Source organism: Enterobacter sp. EGD-HP1 (genome assembly GCF_000733275.2).
GTDB lineage: Bacteria > Pseudomonadota > Gammaproteobacteria > Enterobacterales > Enterobacteriaceae > Enterobacter.
On sequence record NZ_AVOP01000019.1, the window covers coordinates 1 to 10,516 of the forward strand.

General features: G+C 52.1%; 15 protein-coding genes. 6 read left to right on the forward strand and 9 right to left on the reverse strand.

Annotated elements, in window-relative coordinates:
• The first annotated feature begins 228 nt into the window (after positions 1-228).
• Complete coding sequence (locus N037_RS13285) at positions 229-783, forward strand: gamma carbonic anhydrase family protein (protein WP_029740647.1); 555 nt, start codon at positions 229-231, stop codon at positions 781-783.
• On the opposite strand, the gene N037_RS13290 is transcribed toward N037_RS13285, so the two are convergent.
• From N037_RS13290 to dprA, 6 genes are read right to left on the reverse strand one after another with little or no spacing between them, the layout of a single operon-like run.
• A complete protein-coding gene (locus N037_RS13290; protein ID WP_023333659.1) occupies positions 759-1,007 on the reverse strand; it encodes a DUF1488 domain-containing protein in 249 nt (82 codons plus the stop codon). The genes N037_RS13285 and N037_RS13290 overlap by 25 nt on opposite strands.
• Complete coding sequence (aroE, locus tag N037_RS13295; RefSeq protein ID WP_032641518.1) at positions 1,004-1,822, reverse strand: shikimate dehydrogenase; 819 nt, start codon at positions 1,820-1,822, stop codon at positions 1,004-1,006. Before aroE ends, N037_RS13290 begins: the two co-directional genes overlap by 4 nt.
• 4 nt (positions 1,823-1,826) lie before the next feature.
• On the reverse strand, positions 1,827-2,399 hold the full coding sequence (gene tsaC, locus N037_RS13300; RefSeq protein ID WP_032641520.1) for an L-threonylcarbamoyladenylate synthase type 1 TsaC: 573 nt from the start codon (positions 2,397-2,399) through the stop codon (positions 1,827-1,829).
• Positions 2,392-2,946, reverse strand: a complete 555-nt coding sequence (locus N037_RS24055; RefSeq protein WP_032641522.1) for a DNA topoisomerase family protein — start codon at positions 2,944-2,946, stop codon at positions 2,392-2,394. The genes tsaC and N037_RS24055 overlap by 8 nt, the downstream gene beginning before the upstream one ends.
• Before the next feature lie 26 nt (positions 2,947-2,972).
• Positions 2,973-3,446 carry a DUF494 family protein Smg gene (gene smg, locus N037_RS13305; protein WP_008503477.1) on the reverse strand — a complete coding sequence of 158 codons (474 nt, stop codon included), beginning with the start codon at positions 3,444-3,446 and terminating at the stop codon, positions 2,973-2,975.
• Complete coding sequence (gene dprA, locus N037_RS13310; protein WP_032641529.1) at positions 3,418-4,542, reverse strand: DNA-protecting protein DprA; 1,125 nt, start codon at positions 4,540-4,542, stop codon at positions 3,418-3,420. Before dprA ends, smg begins: the two co-directional genes overlap by 29 nt.
• Positions 4,543-4,669: 127 nt before the next feature.
• Here dprA and def point away from each other — a divergent pair, with 127 nt between their 5' ends.
• From def to mscL, 5 genes are all read left to right on the forward strand, one after another.
• Positions 4,670-5,179, forward strand: coding sequence for a peptide deformylase (gene def, locus N037_RS13315; RefSeq protein WP_008503479.1), 510 nt, complete (start codon positions 4,670-4,672; stop codon positions 5,177-5,179).
• A 25-nt stretch (positions 5,180-5,204) separates the two neighbouring features.
• Entirely contained in the window at positions 5,205-6,152 is a 948-nt protein-coding gene (gene fmt, locus N037_RS13320; protein ID WP_032641524.1) for a methionyl-tRNA formyltransferase, read from the forward strand.
• Positions 6,153-6,204: 52 nt separating this feature from the next.
• Entirely contained in the window at positions 6,205-7,491 is a 1,287-nt protein-coding gene (gene rsmB, locus N037_RS13325; protein WP_032641531.1) for a 16S rRNA (cytosine(967)-C(5))-methyltransferase RsmB, read from the forward strand.
• Positions 7,492-7,513: 22 nt separating this feature from the next.
• A complete protein-coding gene (gene trkA, locus N037_RS13330) occupies positions 7,514-8,890 on the forward strand; it encodes a Trk system potassium transporter TrkA (protein WP_008503482.1) in 1,377 nt (458 codons plus the stop codon).
• Between the two features lie 145 nt (positions 8,891-9,035).
• Entirely contained in the window at positions 9,036-9,446 is a 411-nt protein-coding gene (gene mscL, locus N037_RS13335) for a large-conductance mechanosensitive channel protein MscL (RefSeq protein ID WP_023309449.1), read from the forward strand.
• Here the strand turns inward: mscL and N037_RS13340 are convergent, their stop codons facing one another.
• Genes N037_RS13340 through N037_RS13350 form a run of 3 tightly spaced genes read right to left on the reverse strand, consistent with a single transcriptional unit; the run spans position 9,447 to position 10,516 of the window.
• A complete protein-coding gene (locus tag N037_RS13340) occupies positions 9,447-9,662 on the reverse strand; it encodes an alternative ribosome-rescue factor A (RefSeq protein WP_023333665.1) in 216 nt (71 codons plus the stop codon).
• Positions 9,663-9,719: 57 nt separating this feature from the next.
• Positions 9,720-10,145 carry a Zn(2+)-responsive transcriptional regulator gene (gene zntR, locus N037_RS13345; RefSeq protein WP_029740638.1) on the reverse strand — a complete coding sequence of 142 codons (426 nt, stop codon included), beginning with the start codon at positions 10,143-10,145 and terminating at the stop codon, positions 9,720-9,722.
• Between the two features lie 2 nt (positions 10,146-10,147).
• Positions 10,148-10,516 carry a DUF1992 domain-containing protein gene (locus tag N037_RS13350; protein WP_032641526.1) on the reverse strand — a complete coding sequence of 123 codons (369 nt, stop codon included), beginning with the start codon at positions 10,514-10,516 and terminating at the stop codon, positions 10,148-10,150.

Here is a 10,516-nt window from a genome sequence, read left to right on the forward strand (position 1 = left end):
CCGCTTGTTGTGTGAAGTGATTCACATCCGCCGTGTCGATGGAGGCGCATTATAGGGATCCCATTTTTTAGCACAAGTATTTTTTAGATCTTTTTTTCCGACTGCTGATTTTCCGCGCTTTTCGCTGAAATCCCGCCCGTTCTGCTTAAATATTGACGTATTTTGCCTTGCCTCGATCCATTACTATGATCAAAGTCTTCTGTATAGCGCTCATTGTTAGAGGTAGATATGCCCGCAGTATTACGTCCTTATAAAGATCTGTTCCCCCAAAAAGGCGATCGCGTGATGATCGATGCCAGCAGCGTGGTGATTGGTGATGTCCGAATGGCCGACGACGTCAGCATCTGGCCCCTCGTCGCCATCAGGGGTGATGTTAACTACGTGTCGATTGGTGCACGTACCAATATTCAGGACGGTAGCGTTCTGCATGTCACGCACAAATCCTCCTATAACCCGGAGGGCAATCCTCTCATCATTGGAGAAGAGGTTACCGTCGGCCATAAAGTGATGCTACACGGCTGCACTATCGGAAATCGCGTACTTGTTGGCATGGGGTCGATTTTGCTGGATGGCGTCATAGTAGAAGATGACGTAATGATTGGTGCCGGTAGCCTGGTCCCGCAGAACAAACGGCTGGAGAGTGGCTATCTCTATCTGGGAAGCCCGGTAAAACAAATCCGCCCCCTGAAGGAGGCAGAGATCGAAGGATTAAAATACTCGGCGAACAACTACGTTAACTGGAAGAATGATTATTTGGATCAGGACAACCAAACCCAGCCCTGATCGTCTTCCTGCTGTTCGCGGATTAAATCGCTGGCTTCCTCTTCCAGATCCCAGCGATTTTCGCAAAATACCGCTATCGGGTCTGAACCGCCAAAACGACGCAACAGCGTTTCCCCATGAATGGCACAGTTAAGCTGCATCCCCTGCACCAGCACCGGAAAACAGACCGCCTGTTTACTCTCATCCCAGTTCTCTCTGTCCGGGAAATGAATAGCCTGGTTCACGCAGAAAGCTCCTGCTTTAACTTTTCAATGACAGGTTCGACCGCAGGCAGCACGCCATGCCAGAGCAGCACCGCATGCGCAGCCTGACCCACCAGCATTCCCAGTCCATCGGCTAACTGTTTCGCGCCGTGTTGTTCACACCAGCTCAGGAAAGGCGTCTTCCCTTTCTGATAAAACATGTCATAGAAGTACATATGCGCGCTGACCAGAGAAGCGGGAATTGCCGGGATCTCGCCATTGATGCCGCTGGACGTGGCATTGATGACAAGATCGAACTCACGATCGGCAAGATCGTCAAGCGCTACCGCGCTCACGCTGCCGGTATGCGCAAACAACGTCGCCAGCGCTTCTGCGCGGGAAAAGGTTCTGTTGGTAATGGTCACCGCACAGTCCAGTGAAAGCAGAGGCAACAGCACTCCCCGCGATGCGCCACCCGCACCAATCAGCAGGACCCGGAACCCAGGCTTAATAAACGACAACCGTTCCAGATCGCTAAGTAAACCAATTCCGTCGGTGTTGTCACCCAAAAGGCGTCCATCCTCAAGCCGTTTTAGTGTATTGACTGCACCAGCCAGTGAAGCGCGCTCGGTCAGCTCATCCGCACGTTCGAAGGCTTCTTCTTTAAAAGGGACCGTCACATTCGCGCCTTTACCGCCCGCGGCGAAAAAAGCCTCCAGCGTTGGAATAAATGCATCCACCGGTGCCAGTACGCGACCATAGGGATGATTTATCTGCAGCTGCTTCGCAAATTGCTGATGGATCAACGGTGACTTGCTGTGTGCAATCGGATTACCAAAAACAGCATAGGTTTCCATGAGATTACCCCTGGCGAAAACGTTCGCCGGTCAAAGCGTCGCGAATTTCAGACGGATTCAGGCGCCCTCCCGTTTCACCGACAACGACAGGGAAGTCGTTCCCGAACTGCGCCAGCACTTCTTCAGTTGTCCGACAAGGTGGCAATCCGGTCAGGTTGGCGCTGGTTGAGACCAGCGGTTTACCAAATGCCAGACAAAGCTCAACCACCAGCGGATGGTCAGTTACGCGAACGGCGAGGGAATCAAAGCGTCCGGTTAACCAGCGCGGCGTTGTCGGCAGCGCCGGGAAGACGAAGGTCACTGGTCCAGGCCACGCGGAGAAGATAGTCTCGCGCTGCGCCGGTGTCAGCATGGAGTCATCGATATAGGGTTTAAGCTGCTCGTAATTCGCAGCGATCAAAATCAGCCCTTTCTCGACGGGTCTTTGTTTTAAGGCAAGCAGACGGCTGACAGCCGTCTCGCTGTCAGGATCGCAACCGACCCCAAAAACAGCTTCAGTTGGATAGGCGATGACTTCTTCATTTTTCAGTACGCCCACTGCATGCGCAATGGCGCCTGATGGCAGGTTATTATTCACTATTTTGATCCGCCGTAACCGGCTTTCCACATTGTTTACTGGCGCAGAAGCGTTTCATGCCTTGCGCGGTTTTCTTCTCTATGAGTAGCGGATAATTGCAATAAGGGCAGGTTCCCGCTACCGGTTTAAAATTGATAACGAACTGGCATTCAGGATAGCGATCGCACGAATGGAAGGTCTTACCATAACGGGAGCGGCGCTGTACCAATTGACCGCGCTGACACTGAGGGCACGCAATTGCCGTTTCATCAGGCTTATCAATTTGTTCCGTATGCTCACATTCCGGGTAGCGGCTACATCCAATGAACATGCCGAAACGCCCCTGCCGCAGGGCTAATTCACCACCGCAAAGTGGACAATACTTCCCCTCCAGAATTTTAACGATATGTCCATCCGCCTGGCTTTTCAGGGGACGGACATAATCACATTCCGGATAGTGTGAACAACCGAGAAACGGGCCGTGTTTCCCGGACCGAATAACAAGTTCAGCCCCGCACTGCGGGCAGGGCTCGTTTTTATGCACCGTGAATAGTGCTGATTTGGCCATAACAACTCTTGGTGCTGCACATTGAATTAGTGCAGCATACCTTCATTCACTTCAAAGAGTAATTCTTCCATTTGCTGATAGGCGTTTTCACAGCCCGGGATATTAAACAGAACCATCAGGATCACCCACTTGAGATCTTCCAGTTCAAATTCTGCTGTATCCAGCGCCATGACGCGCTCTATCACCATTTCTCTCGTTTCGAGGTTCAACACCTGAATCTGCTCAAGGAATAAGATGAACCCCCGGCAGCTGGCGTCCAGCCTTTCACACTCTTCTGCGGTATAAATGCGTACTGACAATGGGTCAGAAGCAAGCTGCATCGGTTCGGCAAGGCCTTCCTGATAATCAGCCAGTTTTTCCAGCCACATCAACGCATTATAGATATCTTCCCGCTCAAACCCCGCATCGGTAAGATCCTGTGTCAATTTGTCCTGATCCACTCGCATTTCTGCTTCGTTATGGATGTAAGTCTCAAACAAATACATCAGTACGTCGAACATGGCATGCCCTCCTTAATCGGACATAGCCGCCGGGTACAGCTGCGATCCACCCTGCTAACTCCAGTTCGAGTAGCTGTGCTACCGTTACTGGCACAGGTTGGCCGGCACGTTCAGCGACAACGTCAACAGGTGTTACCTCATCTCCTACGTTAGCCAGGAGCTTGGGAAATGGCAATGCCACCTTTCCCTGATCTGATGAATATTGTCGCTTTTCGGGATCTTCCTGCAGCCATTGCAACCCATATTGCAAATTTTCAAGAATATCCCCTACTTCCGTTACCGGTGTTGCCCCTTGCTTAATCAGCCAGTGGGGCCCCTCGCATCCGGGATTACCTATCGGTCCAGGCAAGGCGAATACTTCTCTTCCCTGTTCGAGCGCGCATCGCGCCGTGACCAGCGAACCGCTTCGGCGCGCCGCTTCAACCACCAGCACGCCTTTGCTAAGCCCGCTGATAATCCGATTACGACGCGGAAAGTTTGCCGGCCGGGGCTGCGCGGAAAGCGGAAACTCAGACACTATCGCACCGTCAGATTCAATAAGCCGCATCGCCAGTGCCTGATGTCGGCGTGGATAGATGCTAAAAAGACCGTTCCCCAGCACCGCTACACTTCGTCCTTTAACTGACAGCGCCGCGCCGTGGGCAACGCCGTCAATACCGCAGGCCAGCCCGCTGGTGATAGTGAAACCGCTTTGTGAAAGTTGTTCGCAAAGGATCTTCCCCCATCGCTCGCCGTACCATGACGGTGCACGACTGCCTACCACCGCCAGTTGAACCGTATTAAGCGCCTCAGGGTTACCTTTTACGAATAATGCCCCGGGATAATCAGGAATCGTTCGGAGTAAAGGGGGATAAAGCGGATGGTTGGCCGTCAATAAGTGATTTCCCGGCTGCTCAAGCCACATCAGGTTACGTTCCAGCTCACTCTCGTCTGGCGCAAAGAACCGTTCAACCTGCTTTGCTGTCAGCCCGGCGTTTCTGGCAACGAGTGCATCAATGTGTTCCTGCGTCTGCAGTCGCGCAGCCGCTTCCAGCATTACATCACCACACAGAGACCCTGTGTGTATTAGCCGTAGCCATATCTCGGTAGACGTCATCCTTTCCCCTGCCATAAGCGGCCTCCGCAATCATTGCGATTGGTCACTGATGCTGTCAATCGATGGGGGATTTGTCTAGAATAGAGAGAGTATTCTTATCAACTCCTGAACACGACTCTGGAAATTTATGGCAGTTTTGCAAGTGTTACATATTCCGGACGAGCGCCTTCGCATCGTCGCTGAACCGGTCAAAGAAGTGAATGCAGAAATCCAGCGTATCGTTGATGATATGTTCGATACCATGTACGCCGAAGAGGGCATTGGCCTGGCGGCGACGCAGGTGGACATTCACAAGCGTATTATCGTGATTGATGTTTCTGAAAATCGCGATGGCCGTCTGGTGCTGATCAACCCTGAGCTGCTCGAAAAGAGTGGCGAAACCGGTATTGAGGAAGGCTGTCTGTCCATTCCTGAACAGCGTGCTTTAGTGCCGCGTGCCGAAAAAGTGAAAATTCGCGCCCTGGATCGTGACGGTAATCCGTTCGAACTGGAAGCCGACGACCTGCTGGCGATTTGTATTCAGCATGAGATGGATCACCTGGTCGGTAAACTGTTTATCGATTATCTCTCGCCGCTGAAACAGCAGCGTATTCGTCAGAAAGTAGAAAAACTGGATCGTTTGCGTTCTCGCGCATAACGTCCCCCCGGATACAAGGATCATCGTGTCTAAAACACTACGAATTATCTTCGCGGGAACACCTGATTTTGCAGCGCGTCATCTTGACGCGCTGTTATCTTCTGGTCACCAGGTTGTTGGCGTCTTTACCCAGCCTGACCGTCCGGCAGGTCGCGGTAAAAAACTGATGCCGAGCCCGGTAAAGGTGCTGGCAGAAGAGCATGGGCTACCCGTTTTCCAGCCCGCATCGTTACGACCACAGGAAAATCAGCAGCTGGTTGCTGACCTGAATGCCGACGTAATGGTGGTGGTGGCTTACGGTTTAATTCTGCCGAAAGCTGTGCTCGATATGCCTCGCCTGGGGTGTATCAACGTGCATGGGTCTCTGCTCCCGCGCTGGCGTGGTGCTGCACCTATCCAGCGCTCGCTGTGGGCGGGTGATGCCGAAACGGGCGTTACCATCATGAAGATGGACGTAGGTTTAGACACCGGCGATATGCTGTATAAACTGGCGTGCCCCATAACGTCAGACGATACCAGCGCTACGCTGTATGACAAACTGGCAGACCTTGGTCCACAAGGGCTTATTGAGACGCTCCAGCAGCTTGCTGACAATACGGCGAAACCGGAAGTTCAGGATGACGCGCTGGTGACGTATGCCGAAAAACTGAGCAAAGAAGAAGCGCGTATCGACTGGTCCCTGTCAGCCGCGCAACTTGAACGCTGCATCCGCGCTTTTAATCCGTGGCCGATGAGCTGGATAGAGATTGATGAGCAGCCAGTGAAAGTCTGGAAAGCCTCCGTCATTAGCGGTACTACCACGGCTGAACCCGGTACGATTGTTGACGCCAACAAGAACGGGATCCAGGTGGCGACTGCGCAAGGGATCCTGAATCTTGAATCGCTACAACCGGCCGGCAAGAAGGCCATGAGCGCTCAGGATCTGTTAAATTCCCGCCGCGAATGGTTTATTCCGGGCAATCGTCTTGCCTGAGCAAATTTATCCTTAAGGCCCGGTGTTTCCGGGCATTTTTATTTTTACGGTTATGAAAAAACAAAATCTACGCAGTATGGCGGCTCAGGCCGTTGAGCAGGTTATCGAGCAGGGCCAGTCATTAAGTAACGTCCTGCCTCCTCTGCAACAAAAAGTCTCTGATAAAGACAAAGCCCTGCTTCAGGAGCTCTGTTTTGGTGTTCTGCGCACGCTTTCACAGCTTGAGTGGTTGATTAACAAGCTGATGTCACGCCCAATGACAGGCAAGCAGCGCACCGTACACTATTTGATTATGGTAGGCTTTTATCAGCTTCTTCATACCCGCATCCCACCTCATGCCGCGCTGGCTGAGACGGTGGAAGGTGCCGTTGCGATTAAACGCCCCCATCTGAAAGGGCTGATCAACGGCGTACTGCGTCAGTTCCAGAGACAGCAGGAAGATCTTCTGGCTGAATTTGCCCAAAGCGAAGCACGCTTCCTGCACCCTGACTGGCTGTTGAAGCGCCTGAAAAAAGCCTATCCGCAGAAATGGCAGGAGATTGCCGATGCCAACAACCAGCGTCCGCCAATGTGGTTACGCGTGAATCGAAATCACCACGCCCGTGACGCATGGCTGGCATTACTTGAAGAAGCCGGAATGAGTGGATTCCCGCATGAATCCTATCCGGATGCTGTACGCTTAGCCTCACCGGCACCGGTACATGCATTACCCGGTTTTGATGAAGGCTGGGTAACCGTGCAGGATGCCTCGGCTCAGGGTTGCATGACCTGGCTTGAACCCCAAAATGGTGAGCAGATCCTCGATCTGTGCGCCGCGCCTGGGGGCAAAACGACGCATATTCTTGAAGTGGCTCCGCAGGCCAGCGTGATGGCAGTGGATGTCGATGAACAGCGTCTTTCACGCGTCTACGACAACCTCAAGCGTCTGGGCATGAAGGCTCAGGTTAAGCAAGGCGATGGACGCAAACCCGCAGAATGGTGTGGTGAAACCCAGTTCGATCGCATTTTGCTGGACGCCCCCTGCTCTGCAACCGGTGTTATTCGTCGTCATCCGGACATCAAGTGGCTACGCCGCGATCGTGATATTCAGGAACTTGCCCAACTGCAATCCGACATACTCGACGCCATTTGGCCACATCTTAAACCTGGCGGAACGCTGGTCTATGCAACCTGCTCCGTACTGCCGGAAGAAAACAGCCAGCAAATCGCGGCCTTCCTTAAACGTACCCCGGGCGCCGCGCTGCGCGATACGGGAACGCCTGAATCCCCGGGTCTGCAGAACCTGCCGGGTGCTGAAGAGGGTGATGGCTTCTTTTACGCTAAGCTAATCAAAGAGTGATGTTGAGAACAGGTCACGAGATATGAAGATTATCATTCTGGGTGCAGGACAGGTGGGCGGAACGCTAGCGGAAAACCTGGTTGGCGAAAATAACGACATCACAATTGTTGATACCAACGGCGATCGTCTGCGTGTCTTACAGGACAAGTTTGACCTGCGCGTGGTGCAGGGTCATGGTTCGCACCCACGCGTTCTTCGTGAGGCGGGTGCCGACGATGCCGACATGCTGGTTGCGGTAACCAGTTCTGACGAAACCAACATGGTGGCCTGCCAGGTGGCCTACTCGCTTTTCAACACGCCAAACCGAATTGCGCGCATTCGCTCTCCGGACTATGTTCGCGATGCTGAGAAACTGTTTAATTCCGAAGCGGTTCCTATCGACCATCTCATCGCACCAGAACAGTTGGTTATCGATAATATCTATCGCCTGATCGAATATCCGGGCGCCCTGCAGGTGGTGAACTTTGCCGAGGGTAAAGTGAGCCTGGCAGTGGTTAAGGCCTACTACGGTGGACCATTGATCGGCAATGCGCTTTCCACCATGCGCGAGCACATGCCGCATATCGATACGCGCGTCGCAGCCATTTTCCGTCACGACCGGCCAATCCGCCCGCAAGGCTCCACGATCGTCGAAGCAGGTGATGAGGTCTTCTTTATTGCTGCCTCACAGCATATTCGTGCGGTGATGAGTGAACTTCAGCGTCTCGAAAAACCTTATAAACGCATTATGCTGGTCGGCGGCGGCAATATCGGTGCAGGTCTGGCACATCGGTTAGAAAAAGATTACAGCGTTAAGTTGATCGAGCGCGATCAACAGCGAGCTGCTGAACTGGCGGAAAAACTGCAAAATACGATCGTATTTTATGGCGATGCGTCGGATCAGGAGCTGCTGGCTGAAGAGCATATTGATCAAGTTGATCTGTTTATTGCCGTCACCAACGACGACGAGGCGAATATAATGTCCGCCATGCTCGCGAAGCGCATGGGGGCTAAAAAAGTTATGGTGCTTATCCAGCGCAAGGCGTATGTCGATCTGGTTCAGGGCAGCGTCATTGATATCGCCATTTCGCCGCAGCAGGCTACAATATCCGCGCTCCTGAGCCATGTTCGTAAAGCGGATATTGTTGGTGTGTCATCGCTCCGCCGCGGCGTGGCGGAAGCTATTGAGGCTGTTGCTCACGGAGATGAAACCACGTCACGCGTCGTGGGCCGGTCAATCGACGAAATTAAGCTGCCACCAGGCACGATTATCGGCGCCGTTGTGCGCGGGAATGACGTCATGATTGCAAATGACAATTTACGTATTGAGCAAGGCGATCACGTTATTATGTTCCTTACCGATAAAAAGTTTATTACCGACGTTGAACGTTTATTCCAGCCAAGTCCATTCTTCCTTTAAAGAGTTGGGTGCTCGACAAGAGCACCCGAACTTTATCCTTTTCATTTCTGTGCCTTTTATTTTTCATAACGTTTAATTATCCCGAATGGCAATTGGCTAATCATTTGTTAAACTTATACTCGTCAGCTGGCACAAGGAGAGAACAATGAGTTTTATTAAAGAATTTCGCGAATTTGCGATGCGCGGGAACGTGGTGGATTTGGCGGTGGGTGTCATTATTGGTGCAGCATTCGGCAAGATTGTTTCATCATTAGTGGCCGACATTATCATGCCACCTTTAGGGCTGTTAATCGGGGGCATTGATTTCAAACAATTCGCTTTCACGCTGCGTGAAGCGCAGGGTGACGTTCCGGCAGTAGTAATGCACTACGGCGTATTTATTCAGAACGTATTTGATTTTGTGATTGTCGCGTTTGCCATTTTTATGGCTATCAAGCTGATCAACAGGCTCAACCGTAAAAAAGAAGAGCCGGCTGCTGCACCTGCACCAACGAAAGAAGAAGTGCTGCTGAGTGAGATCCGCGATCTGTTAAAAGAGCAGAATAACCGCGTATAATCAACAGATAAAAGCAGGAAGGCCAGTGGTAAATAAGCGATTCGCTTGCTTGCCACTGGCCTCCCAGTTACCCCGTTTTTCATGTTTGTCTTTACGCAGATAACTTCCTTTCCCTTTTTTATTCTTCTCAACGCGCTGCCTGAATAACGGGTCGTGAAGTAACGCCTCAATGGCATTGTCCTTAATTTGTCCTTTCGTGTGCTGATAGCGGCTCATAATGTCTCCAGAGCAGGGTTTATGACGACGGGAGTCTAGACCCGGATGAACTAAAAATCAACAGCCCTGCGTTTCACCACTCGCTCCCTGTTCAAGGGCTTCGAGGATTGAACAATAAATGCTGCTGTGTGCCGTACCGCAGCAGGCATCATTCAGCCTTTGCAGTGAGCGCTGCATGGTTTGCAGTTCCTGTATACGCGCTTCAACTTCATCCAGGCGGGCCTGCACAATGCTTTTAGATTCCTGGCAGGTGTGATGCTCCGGATCGATGCGGATCGATAGTAACTCGCGGATCGAGTCCAGCGTGAAACCAAGCTGACGCGCATAACGAATAAACCGCAGGCGCTGCAGATCGTTATCGGTATAAAGGCGAAAACCGCCTTCAGTGCGAACTTCATGATCGATCATCTGCTGCTTTTCGTAATACCTGATGGTATCCGGCGTGACGTTCGCAAGCTTCGCAAGTTCACCGATACGGTACATAGCTACTCCTCGTTTATTTTCTGCATCAATCTTTCACCGTATTCACCGTGCAGAAACTCAGTGTTCATTCCTGCCTGGCGCAACTTGAGTTCAAGGAGGGCGAGGCGGCGGCTAAGTTCAGAATGTCGTGGATCGTCATGGCGGATCCCATTGAGAAGATCGGCCAGTTCGACAGCCTCTCTTCGCTGTTCGAGTTCCGGAGGGAGACATCCAGCATTTTTCAGTAAACGGTATCCAGCCCGTAATTCCGGTGCGATGTGCGAATCATCGTCAAGCACAAGGGGTTCGCCGCTGCCCGGAAGATCGTCGAATTCGCCTTTTTTTTGGGCATCACGAATATGGCGTTCTGCCCACTGGTCGAGCAACCACAT

What these genes read in the sequence shown, in the direction of transcription:
- N037_RS24055 (WP_032641522.1), bottom strand. Translation starts at nt 2,946, where the DNA reads ATGGCCAAATCAGCACTATTCACGGTGCATAAAAACGAGCCCTGCCCG.
- N037_RS13340 (WP_023333665.1), bottom strand. Translation starts at nt 9,662, where the DNA reads ATGAGCCGCTATCAGCACACGAAAGGACAAATTAAGGACAATGCCATT.
- trkA (WP_008503482.1), top strand. Translation starts at nt 7,514, where the DNA reads ATGAAGATTATCATTCTGGGTGCAGGACAGGTGGGCGGAACGCTAGCG.
- N037_RS13285 (WP_029740647.1), top strand. Translation starts at nt 229, where the DNA reads ATGCCCGCAGTATTACGTCCTTATAAAGATCTGTTCCCCCAAAAAGGC.
- N037_RS13350 (WP_032641526.1), bottom strand. Translation starts at nt 10,516, where the DNA reads ATGTGGTTGCTCGACCAGTGGGCAGAACGCCATATTCGTGATGCCCAA.
- zntR (WP_029740638.1), bottom strand. Translation starts at nt 10,145, where the DNA reads ATGTACCGTATCGGTGAACTTGCGAAGCTTGCGAACGTCACGCCGGAT.
- aroE (WP_032641518.1), bottom strand. Translation starts at nt 1,822, where the DNA reads ATGGAAACCTATGCTGTTTTTGGTAATCCGATTGCACACAGCAAGTCA.
- def (WP_008503479.1), top strand. Translation starts at nt 4,670, where the DNA reads ATGGCAGTTTTGCAAGTGTTACATATTCCGGACGAGCGCCTTCGCATC.
- rsmB (WP_032641531.1), top strand. Translation starts at nt 6,205, where the DNA reads ATGAAAAAACAAAATCTACGCAGTATGGCGGCTCAGGCCGTTGAGCAG.
- mscL (WP_023309449.1), top strand. Translation starts at nt 9,036, where the DNA reads ATGAGTTTTATTAAAGAATTTCGCGAATTTGCGATGCGCGGGAACGTG.
- smg (WP_008503477.1), bottom strand. Translation starts at nt 3,446, where the DNA reads ATGTTCGACGTACTGATGTATTTGTTTGAGACTTACATCCATAACGAA.
- dprA (WP_032641529.1), bottom strand. Translation starts at nt 4,542, where the DNA reads ATGACGTCTACCGAGATATGGCTACGGCTAATACACACAGGGTCTCTG.